15 protein-coding genes and 1 tRNA gene are annotated in these 21,770 nt (G+C 53.7%); 10 read left to right on the forward strand and 6 right to left on the reverse strand.

The window, feature by feature from the left end; all coding sequences use genetic code 11:
* Positions 1–258 precede the first annotated feature (258 nt).
* The 5 genes from HY913_03575 to HY913_03595 all read left to right on the forward strand — a co-directional run bounded on the left by HY913_03575 (position 259) and on the right by HY913_03595 (position 8,888).
* Positions 259–1,050 (forward strand): enoyl-CoA hydratase/isomerase family protein, encoded by a 792-nt coding sequence (locus HY913_03575; protein ID MBI4962333.1) that lies wholly within the window; start codon positions 259–261, stop codon positions 1,048–1,050.
* Between the two features lie 19 nt (positions 1,051–1,069).
* A complete protein-coding gene (locus HY913_03580) occupies positions 1,070–2,203 on the forward strand; it encodes a pyruvate carboxyltransferase (protein MBI4962334.1) in 1,134 nt (377 codons plus the stop codon).
* Positions 2,204–2,242: 39 nt separating this feature from the next.
* Positions 2,243–4,195, forward strand: coding sequence for an acetoacetate--CoA ligase (locus HY913_03585; protein MBI4962335.1), 1,953 nt, complete (start codon positions 2,243–2,245; stop codon positions 4,193–4,195).
* Between the two features lie 1,124 nt (positions 4,196–5,319).
* A complete protein-coding gene (gene mnmG, locus HY913_03590; GenBank protein ID MBI4962336.1) occupies positions 5,320–7,179 on the forward strand; it encodes a tRNA uridine-5-carboxymethylaminomethyl(34) synthesis enzyme MnmG in 1,860 nt (619 codons plus the stop codon).
* Between the two features lie 170 nt (positions 7,180–7,349).
* Entirely contained in the window at positions 7,350–8,888 is a 1,539-nt protein-coding gene (locus tag HY913_03595) for a serine hydrolase (protein MBI4962337.1), read from the forward strand.
* A 332-nt stretch (positions 8,889–9,220) separates the two neighbouring features.
* Here the strand turns inward: HY913_03595 and HY913_03600 are convergent, their stop codons facing one another.
* The 4 genes from HY913_03600 to HY913_03615 form a co-directional block, all read right to left on the reverse strand.
* Positions 9,221–10,711 (reverse strand): DUF4340 domain-containing protein, encoded by a 1,491-nt coding sequence (locus HY913_03600; protein ID MBI4962338.1) that lies wholly within the window; start codon positions 10,709–10,711, stop codon positions 9,221–9,223.
* Positions 10,712–10,793: 82 nt separating this feature from the next.
* On the reverse strand, positions 10,794–12,245 hold the full coding sequence (locus HY913_03605) for a GldG family protein (protein ID MBI4962339.1): 1,452 nt from the start codon (positions 12,243–12,245) through the stop codon (positions 10,794–10,796).
* Positions 12,246–12,248: 3 nt separating this feature from the next.
* Entirely contained in the window at positions 12,249–13,019 is a 771-nt protein-coding gene (locus HY913_03610) for an ABC transporter permease subunit (GenBank protein MBI4962340.1), read from the reverse strand.
* Positions 13,019–14,002 carry an ABC transporter ATP-binding protein gene (locus HY913_03615; protein MBI4962341.1) on the reverse strand — a complete coding sequence of 328 codons (984 nt, stop codon included), beginning with the start codon at positions 14,000–14,002 and terminating at the stop codon, positions 13,019–13,021. Before HY913_03615 ends, HY913_03610 begins: the two co-directional genes overlap by 1 nt.
* Positions 14,003–14,324: 322 nt before the next feature.
* On the opposite strand from HY913_03615, the gene HY913_03620 reads away from it, so the two are divergent.
* Positions 14,325–15,749, forward strand: a complete 1,425-nt coding sequence (locus tag HY913_03620; GenBank protein ID MBI4962342.1) for a hypothetical protein — start codon at positions 14,325–14,327, stop codon at positions 15,747–15,749.
* 503 nt (positions 15,750–16,252) lie between these two features.
* Here the strand turns inward: HY913_03620 and HY913_03625 are convergent.
* Positions 16,253–16,912: a hypothetical protein gene (locus tag HY913_03625; GenBank protein ID MBI4962343.1), complete on the reverse strand. Its 660-nt coding sequence runs from the start codon at positions 16,910–16,912 to the stop codon at positions 16,253–16,255.
* Between the two features lie 333 nt (positions 16,913–17,245).
* Here HY913_03625 and HY913_03630 point away from each other — a divergent pair, with 333 nt between their 5' ends.
* The 3 genes from HY913_03630 to HY913_03640 all read left to right on the forward strand — a co-directional run bounded on the left by HY913_03630 (position 17,246) and on the right by HY913_03640 (position 19,974).
* Positions 17,246–18,385 (forward strand): hypothetical protein, encoded by a 1,140-nt coding sequence (locus tag HY913_03630; GenBank protein ID MBI4962344.1) that lies wholly within the window; start codon positions 17,246–17,248, stop codon positions 18,383–18,385.
* A gap of 439 nt (positions 18,386–18,824) precedes the next feature.
* Entirely contained in the window at positions 18,825–19,448 is a 624-nt protein-coding gene (locus tag HY913_03635; GenBank protein ID MBI4962345.1) for a nucleoside recognition protein, read from the forward strand.
* The gene (locus HY913_03640) at positions 19,432–19,974 is read left to right on the forward strand and encodes a spore maturation protein (GenBank protein ID MBI4962346.1); all 543 of its coding nucleotides are present in this window, start codon (positions 19,432–19,434) and stop codon (positions 19,972–19,974) included. The genes HY913_03635 and HY913_03640 overlap by 17 nt, the downstream gene beginning before the upstream one ends.
* Positions 19,975–20,054: 80 nt before the next feature.
* Here HY913_03640 and HY913_03645 read toward each other — a convergent pair.
* Positions 20,055–20,147 (reverse strand) — tRNA-Ser (locus HY913_03645).
* Positions 20,148–20,616: 469 nt separating this feature from the next.
* On the opposite strand from HY913_03645, the gene HY913_03650 reads away from it, so the two are divergent.
* Positions 20,617–21,770 (forward strand): AAA family ATPase (locus HY913_03650; protein MBI4962347.1); only part of this gene is annotated, 1,154 nt, incomplete at its 3' end.

Raw genomic sequence — 21,770 nt, forward strand, 5'->3', positions numbered from 1 at the left:
TTGAGATGTCCTTGGGTTCCAGTTCCGGTCTGCGCCTGGGACCGTCATGAGCGATCCGCCGAGGTCGCGCGGCGCATCGTGTCCCGCCAGAGTGTTGAGCAGCAGGCCTTTGGCGGGGCGATAGGTTCGTGGAGTCGATAGTCGAACGGGCGCGACCGTCATGGCTCCATGGGGGGATTGTGGTTTGAGGCAGCGCATGTGCGGAAGTTCCGCACCCCGGAGATGAAGCCTGCCTGAAGAATACTTGAGGGAGGTCACATGGGAGACCAGCAAAACCTTTTGAAAGAGATGCGAGATGGGGTCATGGTATTGACCATTAACCGTCCGGAGGCATTAAACGCCTTTGACATGGGGCTTCTGGAAGCTATTGGACAAGCCGTGGCCAAGATTTCGTTCGACCCAAACGTGAAAGTGGTGGTTATAACCGGGGCTTCCGCAGGAAAGAACTCGTTTAGCACCGGGGCGGACCTCAAGGAGAGAGCCGGAATGTCTCCCGACCAGGTTCGCTTGTTCATCCAAACCATCAGGAACCTATTCACCGCAGTGGAAGATCTCCCCAAACCCGTGATCGCTGCGGTCAACGGGTACGCCTTTGGAGGCGGCTTGGAACTCGCCCTTGCCTGCGACATCAGACTGGCATCTACGAATGCAATGGTCGGCCTTACCGAAACCAGTCTTGCGATAATTCCGGGCGCGGGAGGAACTCAAAGACTCCCCAGAATAGTGGGGCTGGCGCGCGCAAAAGAAATGATCTTGCGTGCCAGACGGATCACTGCTGCGGAAGGGCTTAACATAGGGCTCTTTCTGGAAGTGCTGGAACCGGATCAGCTCCTGAGCCGAGCATTGGAAATCGCGGGCGAGATGGCCGCCAACGGGCCCGTGGCGCTTGCTCAGGCCAAGTATGCAATCAACAAAGGGAGCGAGGTGAGCCTGCCGGTCGGGCTGGCTATCGAGTCCAACGCCTACGCTGTTACTATTCCGACCAAGGACAGGACGGAAGGCCTTACAGCTTTTAGGGAAAAAAGAAAACCGGTGTACACCGGAGAGTAGAATCAGGAGGAGTGATCGTATGCCCCACCATGAATTGGTGATCCCCAAAAGGGTTCAGGTCGGCGACATAACGGTTCGAGACGGGTTTCAACATGAAGAAATCTGGATCCCCACGGAGGCCAAACTATTCTACCTGGAGGAACTTATCCTTTGCGGAATTAAACACCTGGAGGTGACGAATCTGGGGAACCCGGCTTCTATGCCCCAGTTCAAGGACGCCGACGAACTGCTCAAGAAGATAAGGAATTCCAAGAAACTCTCGAGGGCCGGTGTCAACTGGAACGACATTAGCCTGACCGCAGTGACCATCCGAGAAAGGGCGGTGGATCGAGCGATTGCCGCGAGAAAAGAAGGTTGGGGACCGGACCGCATACTCATGATGGTATCTACCGATGAGGAGCACCATTTCGCCAACTCAGGAACGACTCTTCCGGTTTACTGGGAGGAAGCCAAGCGGTGCATAGAAAAGGCTAAAGACGTTGGCATCAAGATGAACGGCACTGTTTCAACCATCTGGGGATCGCCCATTTCGGGGCCTACCAAACTGGAAGAGGCCGTGGAATTCACGAAACGATGGTTGGAAATCGGGGCCGCGGATATCGAACATGCGGACCATGACGGCAGCGCCCCTCCCGATCAGGTTTACAAATATTACTCAATGGTCCTGGATGAGATTCCCGACAAGAAGCTCCATGTTGCACACTTTCACGTCACCCGCGGCTGGGGAAACGCCAACGCACTCGCGGCCATGCTTGCCGGCATCGAGATATTCGAGGCCACACTGGGCGGCTTGGGTGGCCAACCGGCCAATTTCATGGACCGCGTTCCTGTCAGCGGCACGGGTGCATACTATTACCGTGACCCCAATGTCGTCGGCCTGCAGTCCATCGAAGACATGGTGGTCATGATGGACGAGATGGGAATCGAGACCGGCATAGACGTGGACAGGCTCCTGGATTTGGGGACTATGATGGAAAAGACCATCGGCCGCAGGCTCAGGTCTGAATCGATCCTGAATCGCAGGATACCTAAGGCGCTTCGAGAAGAATACAAGCGCAAGGGCCTGGCCGAACTCAAGAAGAAGCAGGGTGAAGAACCGGGTCAAAAAGTTCCAAAGGCTTGGCCTGAGAAATCTACCTACAAGGGAAAATAAAGGCTCGCCACAGCATATCGCCCGCGGCAGGAGGTAAAAATGGAGCCTCTTTGGAGACCTTCGGAAGATAGGATCAAGAACGCCAACGTTACCAGATTCATCCAGCTCGTAAACGAACGGTACGCAAAAAATATCGATGGCTACCATCCTCTCTATCAGTGGTCAATCGATAACAGGGCGGATTTCTGGGCAACCATGTGGGAGTTCGGAAAGGTTGTAGCGTCCAAGCCCTATGAAAAGGTTCTGGAGGATTCGCCCAGGATGATGGGGGCCAAATGGTTTGTCGGCTCTCGTCTCAATTTCGCCGAAAACCTCCTGAGATACCGAGACGACCATGTAGCAATGGTGTTCCAAGGAGAGGGCCAGGAAACAGTCCGAATCACTTATGCCCAGCTTTATGATGAAGTCGCCCGTCTGGCCAAGTCCCTTCGAGACGCGGGGGTGGTCACGGGGGATCGCGTGGCCGGGTACGTCCCGAACATGATTCATACGGTGGTGGCCATGTTGGCCGCCACTAGTATCGGTGCGATCTGGTCTTCCTGTTCCCCGGACTTCGGGATCAAGGGGGTCCTGGATCGCTTCGGGCAAATAGAGCCCAAAGTGTTGTTCACAGCGGACGGTTATTTCTATAACGGGAAAACTCACGATTCCTTGAGCCGTATCGGCGGAATCTTGAAGGAGTTGCCTCGAATCGAGAAAGTTGTGGTCATACCTTATACGAGCCAAAGGGCCGACATCAGTTCCATTCCCAATGGGGTGCATTACGACGATTTCATCTCTCAGGAGAAGGGGTTGGACATCAAGTTCGAACAACTCCCCTTTGACCATCCCCTGTACATAATGTACTCGTCCGGAACCACCGGATTGCCCAAGTGCATGGTTCATGGAGCAGGCGGGACGTTGATTCAACACCTCAAGGAACATCTCCTGCACGTGGACCTCAAGAGAGAGGACAACATCTACTATTTCACCACTTGCGGCTGGATGATGTGGAACTGGCTTGTCAGCGGTCTGGCCGTGGGGGCCACGGTCATTCTTTTCGACGGCTCACCATTTTACCCGGACGCTGGGGCCATTTTCCAGTTGGCTCAAGACGAAAAGATGACCATTTTCGGGACCAGCGCCCGCTACATCGCGTCCGTGGAAAAAGCCGGTCTCATACCCAAAGAAAAATATGACCTGTCAAGCCTGAAAACTATGTGCTCCACCGGGTCGCCGCTGTCCGAGGAAAGCTTCAGGTTTGTGTACCGTGACATAAAACAGGACATAGACTTGGCCTCCATCTCGGGGGGAACCGACATTATCTCGTGCTTTGCTCTCGGCTGTGCTGTTCTCCCGGTTTACGAGGGGGAATTACAGTGTAGAGGCTTGGGCATGAAGGTCGAAGCCTTTAGCTCTCAAGGAAAACCCGTAACAGGCGAACAAGGAGAATTGGTGTGTTCGGCCAGTTTTCCGTCAATGCCGATCTACTTCTGGCACGATCCGGATGGCGCTAAGTATAAGTCCGCGTATTTTGATGTTTTTCCCAATGTCTGGCACCACGGCGATTTCATAGAAATTACCGAACACGGTGGCGTCAAAATCTTTGGACGTTCCGACGCAACACTCAATCCGTCGGGAGTACGCATCGGCACAGCGGAAATCTACCGCCAGGTGGAATCCCTCGACGAAATCGCGGACAGTATAGTGGTTGGGCAAGACTGGGACAACGACGTCAGAGTATTGCTCTTTGTCAAGACCGCGGCCGGAGTGGAATTGACCGAAGACCTCAAGTACAAAATAAGAAAGACTATCAGAGAAAACACAACGCCCAGACACGTCCCCGCGCTGATTCTGCCGGTGGCCGACATTCCAGTCACATTAAACGGCAAGAAGGTGGAACTCGCGGTCAGGAAAGTTATAGAAGGCAAACCGGTCACAAACAAGGATGCGCTGGCGAATCCGGAGGCCCTGGATCAATTCGCGGGATTTCCCGAATTGAAAAAAGGGTAGGGATATTTAGTCAGAACCAAAAAAGAAAAGGGCCGAGGGAATTCTTTGTGTACCAGCATTTCCCTCGGCCTTAATTGTGGCATTGCATAGGCGACATCGACCGTCGCCAGGCAGAATCTATCCTCCTATCGATACATAGGTCGGGGCATGTCCGTGTACCCGGCGTGCAGAGGATTGGGTCTGCACTTGACCGCGGGCGGAGCGCAAACAGGCGCGCAGCCCGGCGCCTGCATCGGATAATACCCGCCCGGTGGGCATGCCGGAGGCTGACAGCTCCGAGACTTGGAAATCGCCCCCGCTATAAGCCTAAACGGTAATGTAACTGCCGAAAGCACGGCAGAAAGTGGATTGAAACCTCCTTCACAGGCCGGGGGAGCGCACATGGGCGGGGGGCAAGGCGGCGGACAATTCGGCATGCAAGGCATCGCCTGAGCCCCTGACATCATGGGTGGCCCAAATGGAACAGGCGCCATAGGTCCGGCCGGCCCAGGGCCGAACATGGCAGGCTTACCTACCGGTACTTTTAATGGCGGGCAGCCTGCGGGGCCGCATTGAGCGGCGTTGGCTGTTGTGTAAACGCCTGCAACAAGGGTCAGCAGGCACAGACAAACCAATACGGAAAATATTCTTGCAACCATACCCGTACTCCTTCAGAAAACATCAGATAAATCTGCAAATTTCAAAATTTATTGTACCTACTTTATCACTTTGATGGATGATAGTCAATATAAATTCATCAATAGAATAAGTAAGATGGTCCTATTGGATGATGCCTTAGTTGATATAATGTGATGTAGATTATAGTTTCAATATGTTATGCCATATACCTAAACTAATATCTTAACTATTTTACTTCAAGTAACCACTTGGTCCGCGGCCTGCCCGCTCGGCGATCATCCGGGGTAAGCCTGCCTCCTGGAAAGCTTGATCTTTCCTATGGCTCATTTATACTGTTAAACGGGAGGTCCTTTGAGAATCCCGTACAGCACAAGCAAGGGACTGTAAAAACTTTCCGGCCGTGGCTGTAAACCCGGTCGAAGGATGCTAACTTTATACTTTAAGTTTATCTTATTTGTGCCTGTTATTTAACATGATATATTTATGATGGATTGACTGGACGGAACATGCATGTGCCGGATGTGGACATAATAGTGGTCGGCGCAGGCCACGCGGGATGTGAGGCCGCGTTGGCCGCGGCGAGAATGGGGCTTTCCGTGTGGATGTACACCTTGAATGCGGACACCATTGGCCTCATGCCCTGCAATCCGTCCATAGGAGGACTGGGGAAGGGACATCTGGTGAAGGAAATAGACGCGCTCGGCGGCCAGATGGGGCGAGCTGCGGATGCTTCGTGCATACAGTACAAACTGCTTGGAACCAGCAAAGGGCCTGCGGTGCAAGGGTCCAGAATGCAGTGCGATCGGCTGGATTATTCGCTCGCCATGAAGGCCGCTGTCGAGTTGGAGCCCAATCTTCTGGTTCGGCAGGAGATGGTCGAGGGTCTGATCATTTTCCGAGACGCCTGTATCGGTGTGCAAGAACGCTCCGGTTACGAGGTCCGGTCCAAGGCCGTGATCTTGGGGTCCGGGACTTTCCTTGACGGCGTGATACACATCGGGCCTGTCGCGTATTCAGCGGGAAGGATGGGCGAATTTGCCGCCGGCGGACTGGCAGCCCGGCTCAAGGAAATCGGACTCTCCTGGGGCAGGTTCAAGACCGGGACACCTCCAAGGCTTAAAGGGGCGACGGTCGACCGCGACGCGATGGAAGAGGATGCCGGCGACGAACGAATAAGGCCGTTTTCATTGCGGACTCATTCAATAGAACGTCCGACGGTTTCATGCTTCAAGACTCATACGTCGGATCGGACTCACGATCTGGTTCGTCGCAACCTTACGAAATCGTCGCTGTATTCGGGAGCCATCAAGGGAACGCCGGCGCGCTATTGTCCCTCACTGGAAGATAAGATCGCCAGATTCCCTGAGCGCGGCCGCCATCTGGTGGTTGTGGAACCCGAGGGGCTCCACACAACCGAAGTCTATTTGAAGGGCCTGGGCAATTCCTTGCCACCCGAAATTCAGATCGACCTGGTCAGGTCGGTCCCGGGTTTGGAGCGCGCTGAAATCGTCAGGCCGGCCTACGCCATAGAATACGATTTCCTTGACCCAACAGGCCTGAAGCCCACCTTGGAAACCAAGACTATCAGGGGCTTGTACCTTGCCGGTCAGATCAACGGAACATCCGGGTATGAGGAAGCCGCGGCTCAAGGGCTCTGGGCGGGAATAAACGCTGCGCTTGCCGTACTCGGCAAGGGTCCGTTTATCCTCGACCGCTCTGAAGCTTATATGGGAGTGATGATAGATGACCTCATAACCCGAGGCGTTGTCGAGCCCTATAGAATGTTCACATCCAGGGCCGAGTATCGTTTGCTTCTGAGAGAGGACAATGCAGCGGAAAGGCTACTGAAGAAGGGGGAGTCTTTGGGTCTGATTCCGTCACCCTTGGCCCAGGAGTTCGAAGAGAGGCTCACAGCCATAGACAATTGCTTGCAAGACCTGGAAAGCATCCGGGTCAGGCCCGACGATCGGATAAATGATCTGATAAGGGCCAGAGGAGGCTCCGAGATGAAAGAACCCCTCACTGGCGCCAAGCTTTTGAAAAGACCGGAGATGTCGGTCGATGATTTTGTCAATTTGGGCCTGTTGTCGTCGAACATGGACTCAGAGGTGGCGCAACAGATCGAGATACGAGTCAAGTACGAGGGATATATCGAGCGGCAGAAACGAGAAGCAAATCAATTCGCAAAAATGGAAAAGGCCTTAATTCCTGTTGATCTAGATTACGACGCAGTCCCGGGTCTCTCCAGAGAGCTGAGAGACAAGCTCAAGGCCATCCGACCGCGTTCCTTGGGGCAGGTATCCCGTGTGTCGGGTGTCACACCGGCAGCCTTGACAGCCCTGATGGTCCGAATAAGACCGAGGTGAATCGTCAGCGACGACTCGTGCTCGAGCGGACCCGCGCGATTCCGCGTCGTTACAGAAAACAGGTTTCCAGGACCACTGACCACTCATTGCATATCCGTGAGGCACAACTTTTGTTCGGAGGGTGTATCTTGATCGCGAAACTTGTCTGGCTATGTTTCTTAGGAGTACTCATGCTCACCTCAGTTCAGCCGGTCTCTGCCAAGCGGGGCGACCCAAGTGTGGAATTTGAAGGTCAAGCCATCGACGATATGATGGCTGCGTTCATGAAGGAACACCGCATCCCCGGGATGACCCTGGCCATAGTGCAAGCGCCTTATATCTCGCGCGTGGTTGGGTATGGGGTGTCTGATGTCGAGAAAAGGTTGCTGGCATCGCCGAAGACCCTTTGGAATGTCGGACAGATGACCCAGGCGTACACGGCGGTGGCAATCATGCAATTGGTTGAAGCCGGAAAAATGACCTTGGATGACCCCGTAGGCGGGCATGTGGGCGACTTACCCGTGGAATGGGGGCCCATCACGGTGCGGCAACTTATGGCCCATATTTCCGGGTTGCCGGACTACACGAAACAGGCTGCCTTCAACCCTGCCCAGGAGTACAAACCCGGCGAAGTGCTCGCCCTGGTGAAAAGCCGCCTTCCCCTGGTCTTCCAACCCGGCACACAGGTAGCCAACAGCGCCACCGACTTCTTCCTGCTCGGACTGGTGGTCGAAAAAGTCAGTGGTATGAGCTACGAAGCCTTTATCACCAAGAACCAGATCGAACGACTGGGGCTCAAGAACACGCTGTTCGCTTCGGGGTTGCCCGGCGTCAAACAGGAGCCGGTCGAGAAAAATGATCTTAAACACAAAGAGTTCTTGAGCGACCCGTCCTTCATCAATCCGACGGAAATGGCCACCGGTTACACCGAAAAAGACGGCAAGCTCGTGCCGACCAAACCGAACAGTTCAAGCGCTTGGTATGGCGCCGCGGCGATCCTGGCATCAGCCGAGGATATCAGCCTGTGGGACATCGGGCTGGCGGGCGACCTTCTTGTCAGCAAAAAGGAAAACCGCGACTTTCTGTACAACGCTGTGAAACTGAGCGACGGAACCATGGTGCCGGCGCATTGCGGGTGGCGGTTCCCGGGCCATAAGGGGCTCATGGACATCGAGGGTCGCGTGCCCGGGTTTTCCTGTTACCTGAGCCGCTTTACCGACAAGTCCGAACTTGTGTGCGTGACACTGTGCGCGAACAAGGAAGGGGTGGACCTCACCGCACTGGCCCGTCTCATTGCCGGGGCTTTTAACCGAAAGTTGGGGCCTCCGGTCGGGCCGAAGGTCATGACTTGTCTGGAGAGTTGCTACCCGGTCGCGACTACCGTGGACCGGCTCTGGGGCTTTCTCACAGCCCGCGGTGTCGATATCGCCGCGAGGATAGACCACGCTGCCGCGGCAAAAAAGAAGGGCCTGGAGTTGCGGCCCACAGAGGTGTTGATCTTCGGAAACCCCGCTGTGGGGACTCACCTGATGCTGAGCCGCCCAGGCATCGCTCTGGAACTGCCCTTACGAGTCGTAGTGTGGGAGGAACCTGATGGGACCGTGTGGCTGGGGTACCACGACGTGCAGGATCTGGCTCAACGGTATGGGATTGCCGACCGTGTAGATGTGGTCGCGTCGATGAGAGCGGGCCTGACCGCGGCTTTGAGATACGCAACCGTTCCTTATTGACCTTCGCAACGCGAAAGATAGCGGTCAACCGTGGATAGCCGCAGGTTTATGGCCATTGCAAAGAACTATGTCCTATTGGGTCCAACGTTTCCCCTGCCATACTTCCCTTGGGCACCCGTCATTCCTGCGGAGGCAGGAATCCAGGAAAGATTGCTAGATTCCTGCCTCCGCAGGAATGACGGAATGCCGCTCTCCGAATAGGCCAATAACATTGGCAACTGCTATAGACCTGCTTGCTATCGCGGTCTAAACAGAAGCATGTCCTAGCTTGAACTGCTACAACCCCTTCGTTTTTAAAGCCCACTTGTATGAGATCGAAAAAGGAGACTGCATCACTTCTTTTCCGTGAGTTTTTCGAGATCGCCCTTCAAACGCTCAATTATTCCGGCGTCAATGACAAACAGGGCGCTGCCTTCTTCGTGCGGGTCGACAATCGCGTTGATTGTAGGTGGGAGAGTGGATGCCGGTGGTGTAGCTGGTGAACCGGCGGAGCCATCGTTTTTCTCAGCAGGTTTTGTTTCTGCTTCCGGTTGCGTCTGTCGGTCGCCTTCCTTTGGCGGCAAGACAGGTTCCCAGCCGGCCTTGAGCACTAAGGGTTCTTTGTGATCCTTCCTCAGCAACGAGACGACCAGTCGCGGCTTATCCAGATGCACTGCGGCCAGGTCCTGGGGGAGAGGCTTGGTCATGGCTTTCCATTCCAAGTCCTTGAGGTCCCACAACATGCCTGTAATCGGCCACGCGTCGATCAACTGCTTCTTTTCAGGCTGTTCCAAGCTCCACTTCTTGTCATTTCCTTGGCTTGCCAGCCACTTTTTCCCGTCCAGCTCTATTTCAAACTTCTGGATATCCAGGGGCTTGAAAGTAAGTAAGAATCTGTCTCGGAGTTCCTGGGGATCGGTCTTCATCTCCTGGACCGCCTTACCGTCCACAACATAGACAGTGTCGGTACCCTGAACGCGGACATAACGATTTGGTGCAGAGCCCGGCCTTGCCTCCTTATCTTCAGTCTTCCCGATTTGTAGCGTGTGATCCAGATTTTTGCCTGAAAGCTGTATCTTCTCGGCAGGGTTGTCCAGGCCGTACGCGTCGCCTTCCTTTTGGGGTTCATCTATAATTCGGCGAGCAGCAAGGTTGGTCAGATTGATTAGGTCCTGCCTTATCGTCTGGCTCTTCACCCTGATCTGTTCGGGTTTCACCATGGTCCACTTCCCGCCGTTATCTCGCTTAAGCTCCGTCTCTGCTCCATTCTTGGTGATTACGATTCGCTCCACCTGGTCGGGCGCTACACCGAGAACGGATTTGTCACGAACATCGAAGGTGGTTTTGTTGAGTGCATTTTTTAGGGTATCGGCAACAAGGAAAAGACGCGGGTCCTCTCCGACTCTGACGTAGTAGGAAGTCTTAGCAGGGTTTTTCGCGCCGAAAGAGATGTTGGTCGTCTTGCCGTCGGCGGCTACCGTGACTGAGAAGTCCGACTTATCTAGCCCGTAATCCTCCCATTTTACGTCTTTTTCCAGGATAACCTTCTCGGATTCCGCTCCCGCAATTGAGTTCAGCAGTGTGTTGACTGCGTCTTCGTCCGCTTTGGCCCTCACCGGTGCGGTCAAGACCCACATCTCCGCAGGCTTCTTAAGTTCGATCTTTCCCTTGTCCTGCGATTGCAGTTCTATCTCGACAATCTTGTCCTTTTCTAACTGAACGATCTTCTTGGCCTGCTTTTCAGCGGTCTCTTGCTTCTCCTTGTGTTTGATCTCGACCAGATATAAGTAGGCGGCCACCGCTACCAGAATTATCAGATAAACTAACACCTTGCCCAACTTCATTTGCAGAGGACCTCCGAGAAACAGTCTCGTCTAGAGCTACAGGCCTAAGACATGCGCTTTGGCACATTGGCTGGATTGGCCGTCATGCAATAACCGAGCGTCGGCGATAAAAGTAAACCGCGGCCCCTAGAATAATCCAGGCCAAAGGCATCAGAAAAACCGGGATCGCCAGAAACGCGAGCGACTCGCTTGCCGTCAACACTATCGGTTGCGATTTGCCTGATTTCGGCCGGATTGCGATGAGGTTTTCATCTTCGGCCAACCATGCGATAGAGTTCATGATCAGATCGCCGTTCCCCTGTAATTTGAAGAACTTGTTTGATGCGATGAGCGAACTGCCAAAGACTGCTATCCTGGCTTTCTTAGGTTTGGGAGGCTCCGCCTCGGCTTTGGGCTCTTGCGATGTTCCCTTTTCCGCTGAGGCTGCCTGCTCCGTCGAGTCAGGGTAAGTGACAGTGGAAACGGCCATGACCGGGATGGGGCCTTTCATCCCGAAGTTTTCATCGATGTCCGCCTTGCCCGACTGAAGCTGTTCCTCACTGATTGTCCAAGAAACAGGGCTAGTTAAGCACAGCTCTTTGGGCGCCACATCAGGAGCCGGTTTCTCTGCGACTTTCACGGACCTGGCCTCGGGGAAAAACGAAGCTAGGTCGAAGTTCTTGGTTATAGGGAACTTGATATAGGTGGTAACCACGGGCATCAATAAGTCTCCGCCGAACACCCGGCTCATGCGATCAACGATAATATCGTCTCTGGTCTCAAATCCGTAGTCCTTTAGCATGGCTGCCAGCTTGGGCGTCTTGAAGGGCTTCAGAAAAACCAGGAGGCTACCTCCACGGTTGAGGTACTCTCTGATGGAGTCCAACTCAGGATCCACCGGATCGGTCTTGGGTCCGGCAATTATCAGGATGCTGGCGTCTTTCGGCACTGATGGGGTTTGCATGAGAACCAGATCTGCCACCGTATAGTTCTGCTTCTCGATCTGCTCTTTTGCAACGCTAAATCCCTCAGCTTCAGTTGTTCCGGGCGATAACTCTCCGTGGCCCTTCAGCAGGTACGCTTTCTTGTTTTCGGTTCGCAGTAGCTTCAGTAGCGCATTGGTGAGTGTTTCCTCGTCCGCGGCGGATATGCGCTCGTCCTTTTTCCCGGCCTTCAGCACGACGGTAGGGTAGGCTTCGACTTTGTTTTGCACTGCGGTAACTCTGTCTCTATCCGGGTCTACAAAGGAGTAAGTGAAATCCGCATACACGTCTCTGTATTGATTGAGCAGGTCGCGAACGTTCTCTCGCTGGGCCTGATCCTTGGTTTCATAAAAAGCTAGGACTTCGACAGGGATCTTTTTGTCCTTAAAGGTTCCCAGGACTTTCTTGCTCTGCTCGGCCAGGGTGTATTTACCGGTCCCGGTAAGGTCCCACCTCTTGGGATGCTGCAATATTATGTATTGGATGGCGACGATGATCGCCAGGAATATCAAAATCCCGGCGGCAGTCCCGCCTCCTAATAGTAGCTGTCTTTGCAATCCGTTGGCTTTCATTCCTCACCCCCTCCACCGGTAAGTTTCAATGGAGCGCAATGTCAAAAAGAGGAAAAACGCGGTGAACAGGACAAAGAAAGATATGTCCGCCAATGAAAGTATCCCTTTATTCAACGACTCCACATGTTCCAGTATGGACAGTTGCCTCAGGACCGCGCCGGTCGTTTCATCGGTCAGGCTTGAACTCCAACTGAGCACCCAGCACAGAATTGCCGCGCCGAAAGAGATCGCGGCCGCTACGATTTGGTTCTCGGTCAGCGAAGAGATGAACATACCCAGCGCCATGAATGCCCCGCCCATGAGCAAGAGACCGAGGTAACCGGTCAGGAAAACGCCGTAATCGGGTCTCCCAATACCTGCCAGCATTATGGCAAAAGGAAACGTGCCTGCCAGCATCACCACCAATAACAAGATGGCGCCAAGAAATTTACCTAAGAGGACCCCTACGTCGGTCACGGGGTAAGTGAGGAGCAGTTCGATGGTTCCGGATTTCTTTTCCTCGGAAAACAGTCTCATGGTGAGGAGCGGCATCAAAAACAGAATGAGAATAGCCATGTTCTGAACAAGCGGCCGGATCACGACGTCGTTCAGGTTGATACGCGCGCTTATCATCGGATTGTTGGCTGCCTGAAGGCTCATCCAGCTCATGAAAGTGACATTGGCCCAGAAAAAGAAGCCCGAGAGAAGCAGGAAGATCGCGATTACCGCGTAAGCTATCGGCGAGACAAAAAAGTTGGCTGTTTCCTTGCGGAACACCGGGTACCATCCTGCCATTAAGCAACCTCCTTTTCACCCGCTTCATCTGTAGAAGTGTATTCTTCAGTCTCTTCGGTTACCAGGTCGATGAAAACGTCCTCCAGGCTTACGTGGATAGGCCGTAGCTCCAGCAAATCCCACCCTTTTTCCACTATGGATCGAGCCAGCAAGGGGCACATATCCGATTCCGCACCTGTTTCAACGACCGCCCCGGTTTGGCCGTCGTGGGATACGCTGCTCGAATGGACGGACAGCACACCGTCCAGGGAGGACAGCAAAGATTGAAACTCCTTTTCGGGGGCCCTGGCGACAATCTGGCACCTGGAGGCCTTCCCGTGGGTTCGGATCAGATTCGAAGGGGAGTCTTCAGCCACAATCGCCCCTTTGTTGATTATGATGACTCGATCGCAGACCTGGCTTACCTCAGGTAGAATGTGGGTAGACAATATCACCGTACGGTTCTGGGCAAACCCCTTGATAAGCTGTCTTATTTCACGAATCTGTTTCGGGTCCAGACCGATGGTGGGCTCGTCAAGGATGAGGATCGGAGGATCTCCCATCAGGGCCTGGGCCAGGCCCACTCTTTGCTTATATCCTTTCGACAGGGTTCGGATGAGCTTTCCCATAACCCGATCGATGCCCACCGACACTGCCACCCGGTTGATCTCCGCGGCTCTCATTGCCCCGGATACCCCTTTGGCGGCTGCCACAAATTCGAGATATCCCTTGACGCGCATCCAGTCGTAGAGGGGGACATTCTCCGGCAAGTACCCGACTTTCTGCCTTATTTTCAGGGAGTCCTCGCGCACGTCCATGTCCATGACACGAGCGCTCCCTGATGAAGCCGGTGAAAAACATGTCAGAATGCGCATCGTGGTGGTTTTCCCTGCGCCATTCGGGCCAAGGAACCCTACGATCTCACCCGGTTCGATGCGAAAGTTCACATCCTTGATCGCGGGCAACCGACCATAATATTTGGTCAGTCCCTGTACCTCGATCATAAGTCTCCTCCTTAAGATCCCGATCTCAGGAACCTCTTATTACTACTAACCTAGCTTTTGTCAAGTCAGTGTCGATATTGTTCCGGTAACCCGGCCAAGCCTGCATCGCACTCCTCATATTGGCAGGGCGAGGTGAGCAACCAATGAGAGCAACCAATCGTTCGCCTCTGATTCGCCCACGTGATCGAAACGACATGTTTCACAAATCGTGAGGGATTGACCCTGTATTACCATCGTGATATGACTCACACCGTATGCGGAATCTTGGTTTCGGCTGCATAAGATCAAGCCTGAATAGAATTCATGCCGCGAGGAGATGTCCATGATGCTCAGAAGCGCGAAAAAGGTTCTTCGAGCCTATCTTGTCTTAGTTGTGACCCTTTTTCTTATACCCGGGCAACCTCTATTCGCTGAAGACTCGTCCGACGCTGTCCAGGCTGAAAACGCATTTTTCCGAGGAAGCCACCTGCTGTCGCGGGACAGTGTCCAGGAAGCGCTTTCTGCCTTGGAAAAAGCGGTGAAATTGGATCCGCAGAACAGCAAGTATACGAGTGTGCTGGCAGTGGCATACAACAACTTTGGCCTCAAACTCAACAGGGAAGGGAAGGTGGCCGAAGGGATCCGCTACATGAGCAAGGCGCTTAAACTCGCGCCCGAAGATAAGGATATCCGTGCAAATTTCATTCAGTCCGCGCTGCTGTGCGCAGGTTTGCCCAAAGAAAAGATCAGCCTCAAAGACAAGATGGAATTCGTGCAACAGGTCCTTGACATTGACCCCGGTAATGCGGTGGCAAAAAAAGCCATGGCCGCCTTGCTGAACAACGCAGCAGTAGGGCAGGGACGCAGTGCGAACCATACCGAGGAAGTCTCGAGACTGGAGAAAGCCGCAGCACTTGATGCTGACAATCCCAAGATAAAGAAGAACTTGGCAACGGCTTATTTCAATCTTGCTTTGCAAAAGGGCAAAGCGGGCGCGTTCGAGGAAGAGATCCAATATCTTCGCAAAGCCCAAAAGCTGTCCGGTAAGGAAGGTGCAATAGTCGAAAACCTGGGCAGGGCCACCTCCAACCTGGCGGTCCTAAAAGGCAAAGAGGGGGACGCGTCGGCTCAGATTGCCCTTCTGAAGGAATCCTTGGAGATTTTTCCGAACGATCCGGTAACAAAGAAAAACCTGGCAGCGGCTTACAATAACTACGCAGTTTCCGAGAGTGCCCAGATTTCGCCTTCGCAACGGATATCGAGCCTGGAGGAAGCCCTTAAGCTCGACCCGAAGAACCCGGCCACCATCAGGAATATCAGCAACCTGCTGCTGAAAGAAGCGGTGAAGGAGAATAAGGGAGGGTCGGCGGCAAAATCTATCGAGTATCTCGAAAGGGCGGCAAAAATTGACACAGGCAACAAGGCGGTCCAGTCAAATCTGGCCGCGGCCTACCATAACGAAGCGCTGAAAAAGGGTGAAGCCGGCAACCACCAGGAAGAGATCAGCCTTCTTCAAAAAGCGATGAACGCTGCGCCATCCAACGCCGAGATCAAGAACGATCTCGCCATGGCTTACAACGACTATGCAGTGAGCCTGGGCAAGAAGGGGAATCACGAGCAGGAGGTGCTTAACTTGACAAAAGCCGCCAAGTTGGCGCCGGGCAACAAGGTAATCCAGGACAACTTGGAAAAGGCCAGCCAAAAGAGTCCTACAAAGGACACCAAGAAAAAGGGAGAAGCTCCCAAGGGTAAGAGCAAAGATAGCTGAGAAGCTCGCCTCATGTCACTATTAGTTGTCCATGTGCAGGGCTCATGACTTTACCTTGGCCACCTTACGGGGCAATGTGGTTGACTTAGGTCACCTGCCCCGATGCGATGGCTTTTACCGTCATGCCGACGAAAGCCGAAATCCAGCGAGATGCACTAACGAGATTGTGGTTGATTGCGCAGGCTTTCCAGATGCGTGGCCCAGCCGCCCCAAAAACTCCCACATCTTGATGAAATATAGCTATTGCCAAGATGGTTGTCTGGTAAACATGGGCAACGTACCATCATTTCGACGAAAGCAGGAATCCAGTCCAGCGAAACGCAGGATTCAAAGCCGCGGTGAGATCCGGACCTCATTTGGGGGCGGCCACGAAACTGATCCTCGTCAGGTCCGTGGCCTCTAACGGGTTGTTCATCGCACGAACGCGAACGGAAATGACACATTTTAGGTAGTGCTATGAATATAAGCGTTCTCCCGGGGTTCCCGGGGAACGCTTATGTTGTTTAGAATCTGGCGAAGTCGAAGACTTCTTTCATGTCGTTTACTATCTTAGTGATGACTTGAGCCGCAGTTGGGCTGTACATTCGATTCGCCTTCTCGATGGCCTTTCTTCGGGGTGCGGCCAGTTCCCCATAGTATTTCTCGACCTCTTCAGGCCTAGCTTGGTTACAACAGATCTTGCCGGAGATCTCCTTTGACATATTCCACGCCTCGATTTGATCGCTCGTGAAACTCGATGTGTAGGCATGGTTAATATATTTGTCCCAAAGTAGTGTTATCGCGACAGCGGAACATACATTAGCGCGAGGTCCGTGCACAGCGTAGAATGTCTCACCCTCGCCTGATGTTACCTTCTTCAAGGTGAAGCCTTCCTCGTTGGTGCAGCCCATGGTGAGACCCAGTTCCTTCAGTACGCTCTCATTAGCCCCACCCATGGACATGCCGACTATGCTTACCGAATGTTCTCTATTTTGACCGTCCTCGATCAGCTGCCGGATCAACCCGAACCTTCCTACCTCTTCCGCAAGCGGCCCTCCAAGTCCGCGGCTTTTCAGTTGATCCACCACAAGACTATATGAAACCAGAATATGTTCTTCGATGCTTTTTGCATTGGCGTGTACAGGGGCCAGCAAAAAGAAAACCATAACCAAAAAATACCTCATCTTACCTCTCTTCTATTGACTAGTTTGTTGGGTGATTTTTTTCTTGTCACCGCATTCGCCACTGGCGAAATACGAACGGCATGAGCTGAAAAGCGGCTGTTGAAGCCATTTCTAGCTCGTGCTCGTTCGGCACAGAAGCGCAGGACTCTACCAGACTTTTTGGAAAATGCAAGCCCAACGGAGCACGGCAAAGGGCAGGTCGTCGCGCAAATTTCGCGGCTGTGGCTGCGGCGAGGATCAAACCATTCAAACGGTTTATTGACAATTCAGAGAATCAAGACTAAAATAACGCTTTGATATTTACCGTCAATTCTGACTATGCAAGGTTTTCTCATGGTCGCTCGGTTCACCCGCAAGGACTTCTTGGAAGCGATTTTTGCCCAGTATTACAAAGAACACCGGGGGTTTATCCTTGTAAAAAGCGTCAAGCGCGGGGACCCGAAAATGAGCACTCGGTACTTTCCGAACATCGATATCCTGGCCAAAGAACACTACGGAGAAGATAGAGACGTATATTTCGGGATTTGTCCGCGTGAAAGGATGAAGGCCGAGAAGGAGCACGTCCACTACGTAGTCGCTCTGTGGGCTGATCTGGACATAGGCAGTGAAGGGCACGACGGGAAAAAGACCTTCTTTGAAGGTCCACAGCAAGCAGCTCGAGCGATCCGGAGTTTCCCGCGGGCCCCGTCAATAATAGTGGAATCCGGTCGCGGAGCCCATCTGTACTGGCTGCTAAAGGAAGTCACTGAAGTTTCTGACCCTGAGCGCGTCGAGAAGATTCTTCAGAACATCGGCACGCATCTTAACTGCGACACGGACGTGAACCTCGACACCGCCCTGCGCCTCCCTGAAACAGTCAACACCAAGATTGCCGGCAAGCCGGTGAACTGTGACGTGAAGTTCATCAATCCCAATTTCCGGTACATGCTTCAGGATTTTGAGAATCTCAGCCAACGCATTGTGCAGCCCGCGGCAGGACCTTCCGCCGCGGCTGCCGGTCGTCCTGACCCTGCCGCAGCTCCGGTCTTCAGCCCGGATTCCGCAGGGGAAGAAGCACGCTCGCCGCTCTCGGTCGCCAGTCAGGCCGTGGACGATTCCTTGGTCCTTGACGAAACGATCATAGACGAATTGATTGACGACATATCCATGACGGGCAGCGTGGTCACCGACATAGTCGCCCCACCGCTGGAGGCGCCGGATTCGGGCGATCGTCCTACCAGCATGGTTTCTTCGCCGAGGATCGCACCGTCGCTCGCGCCACCAATCGCCCCTCGGGCCTCCAGTGTGAGCAGTGTGTTGGAGCGACTTTCTACGGCCAAGACGGAGGTCGAAATCTTGTTGCTGGGGTCTGCAACAACGATCAGCGGCGTTCTGTCCTGGAATGAAAACGGATTGATCGGTGTCGAATCCGGCCAAGATCTTTACACCATTCCTGTTTCCAGTATCGCCTTCATAAAAAGCAAAGCATCGTAGTTCTGCGCACCCGGGCTTCCTCCCGCCTCTCGTAACCTGTCCGTTACGCGAGGGAACCCGATACCAATGCGCTATCAAAACGATAACATCCAAAGTTGGTCTGTTTGAAAAAAATCCCCCCAGCCCCCCTTTAGGAAAGGGGGGTAATGCGCTGACTTTCCCCCCTTTGTAAAGGGGGGAAAGGGGGGATTTTCACGTTTGGCGCTGCTTCTCCTCCCACATAAATCACTTCTTTGAACGCGAACTGGTATGAGCCGCCAACCAGCCCCGAAAACCAGGGTGACCGGCAAGATGCCGGCCCTGCCGTGCTCCCTGCCCAGCACCCTCAATTTGCCCCGCGTAACTGGACACTTACCTTGTCGCCTAAAATTCCGTGGCGAGCGCATGCAGGTTCGGTTATCTTGCGGGGGCGAGCGTGCCTTATTGGGGGTGAACAGATATGCTGAACATTATCTGGCTGGCGCTTTTGGTCGGATCTGTGGCGATAGCCGTGGCGACGGGCCAAGTGAGGGAAGTGGTCGTGTCGGTCACCGAAAGCGCGGTTTCGGCGTTCAAATTGGCCTTGGGGCTGACCGGTATAATGGCCCTCTGGCTGGGGATAATGAAAATCGCGGAGGATAGCGGCCTTGTTGCTGCGTTCACCAGGATGATAGCGCCTTTGATGCGATTCCTTTTCCCTCGAATACCGGACGGTCACCCTGCACTGGGTAGTATGGCAATGAACATGGTCGCCAACATGTTCGGGTTGAATAATGCGGCCACTCCCATGGGCATAAAGGCCATGGAAGACCTTGATACCTTGAATTCACGGAAAGGAACCGCCACCGATGAAATGTGCATGTTCCTCGCGATAAACACTTCGAGCATTCAATTGATTCCCGCGGGGGCTATCGCACTTCTGGCAGGTGGAGGCTCGGCCGATCCCACGGTCATCGTTTTCCCGGCCCTGATTGCCACCTGTGTCTCTACAGTGGCGGGGGTCACCGCAGCTCGCCTGTTGTCCCGTATGCGACGCTTTCGCGACAACTCTGAAAAGGGGGGGAAAGATGAACGGCTTGCCTGAGTTTTCCGCGGCTGCGTCCAATGCTATCTTCCTGGCGTTCCTCGTAGGGATACCGGTCTACGGCTTTTTCAAGGGAGTAAAAGTATACGAATCCTTCGTTGAGGGAGCCAAGGAAGGATTTGAGGTTGCCGTGCGAATAATTCCCTATCTTGTGGCCATCCTTGTGGTTGTAGGCATGTTCAGGGCCTCGAAAGGGTTGGACCTTCTTGCAGGGCTCTTCCCTGACATCATGCATTCGTTGGGTCTATCTCCCGAAGTCGTGAGTCTCATACTGACGCGGCCGCTGTCGGGCGGAGCGAGCCTTGGACTATTGGGTGAGATAATAGCGAAACACGGAGCTGATTCGTACCAGGCCCGTCTTGCGGGAGTGATAATGGGGAGCACAGAAACCACGCTCTACGTAGTCGCAGTATACTTCGGAGCTGTCTCCGTCGCCCGTACCCGTTATGCTGTCCATGCAGGCTTGATCGCGGACGCGGCAGGGGTTTGTGCAGCCATTATCATTTGCTTGGCGTTCTTCGCATAATGCTGTGAGCGAGAGAGATAGACAGACAGCCGATGATTGACGCGGAGTGTAATCGCAGGAAGGTTGGACCGCAAAAACGGTGGCGGAGAGAGAGGGATTCGAACCCTCGGTAAGGCTCAACACCCTACACTCGCTTAGCAGGCGAGCACCTTCGGCCTCTCGGTCATCTCTCCGCTTCAAGCCTACTAGTCTAACTTATTGGCATGTGCTTCTGTTGTCAAGACTTTTGGGATTCAGTAACCATCCAGTTACCGCGGCCGAAAGAAGCTCTTGCCAACTCCGAGGATTGGTAGGACCGGCATCTTGCCGGTCATTTTAAGCATCTTGCCGGCAAAGCGCTTCCGTCACATGTCCACAGGCCGCTCGCACGACGACCGGCAGAATCCAAGATTAATCGCAAGAGCAGAGAAATGAGCGGACGACGCACTGAACGCCAATGGCCATAACTCACCCAATAAACCGCGAAAGAAGGCTTGAGACTTTGCTGCACAAGGAACAAATTGACAAAGGTTATGCTGCAAATTAGAGTAAAACTGGACCATCAGGGGGAGGGGACAATCATCATCTATTCCATCATATTGCGTTTCCTCAGAGTCTAGGGATTCCAGCGTTCCTTCTGTCTCCACAGTCTGGGGGGAGGCCATGAAATGTCCACAGTGCGAAATCGAGCTTCCCAATGGCTCTAAGTTCTGCAAGGAGTGCGGCAATAAGCTCGAACTCACCTGTCCCGGATGCGGCAAGAGCGTACCCCCCGATAGCAAATTCTGCCTGGAGTGCGGCCGCAGTCTGATTGCTCCCGGAGCCACCACCCTGCGCAAAGACCTCTCCTTTGACGAAAAGCTTGCCAAGATTCAGAAGTACCTGCCCGGCGGTCTGACTGAGAAGATCCTGTCGCAAAAGGAGCGGATAGAGGGAGAGCGGCGGCACGTCACCATCATGTTCGTTGATATGAAGGGTTTCACACCGCTCACTGAAAAGCTCGGCCCAGAGGAGACTTTTTCTCTGATGGATAAGGTCTTCGAACTCATCATCCACAAGGTCCATGAGTACGAAGGCACGGTGAATGAAATGCGGGGTGATGGAGTCTTGGCATTCTTCGGAGCCCCCATTGCCCTTGAGGATGCTCCCCAGCGGGCAATCCGATCCTCCCTGGCCATCCATAGAGAGCTGACCCGGTTCAACGACAAGCTCAAAACTGAGAAGAACATCCCGCCAGTGCTGGTGCGGATCGGTATCAACTCTGGTCCTGTCGTGGTGGGTACTGTCGGAAACGATCTTCGGGTTCAATTCACGGCCGTCGGGGACACCATCAACATGGCGGCAAGGATGGAGCAACTGGCTGAGCCGGGGACCACGTATGTCACCGAGGATACGTTCAAGCTCGCCGAAGGATACTTCCGTTTCGAGGCCCTCGGAGAGCGAGAAATCAAAGGTAAAGAAAGTCCTTTGAAGGTCTATCGTGTGATCGCTCCGAGCACTAGAACCACTAGATTTGATGTTAGTGCTGAGCGTGGCCTTTCCCGCTTTATCGGACGTGAAAGGGAATTGGAACTCTTACTTGATGCCTTTGAGAGAGCAAAGGCGGGCAGAGGTCAGGCTGTCTCCATCATGGGCGAGGCCGGAGTCGGAAAGTCCCGGCTTCTGTATGAGTTCAGAAAGGCTGTGGCTAACGAAGACATCTTGTTCCTGGAAGGAAAGTGTCTCTCTTACGGCCGTGGGGTTGCCTATCACCCTATAATTGACATCCTGAAATCAAACTTTGGCATAGATGACGGCGAAGCGGATGCGAATGTCAC

Source organism: Desulfomonile tiedjei (assembly GCA_016212925.1).
Lineage (GTDB): Bacteria > Desulfobacterota > Desulfomonilia > Desulfomonilales > Desulfomonilaceae > JACRDF01.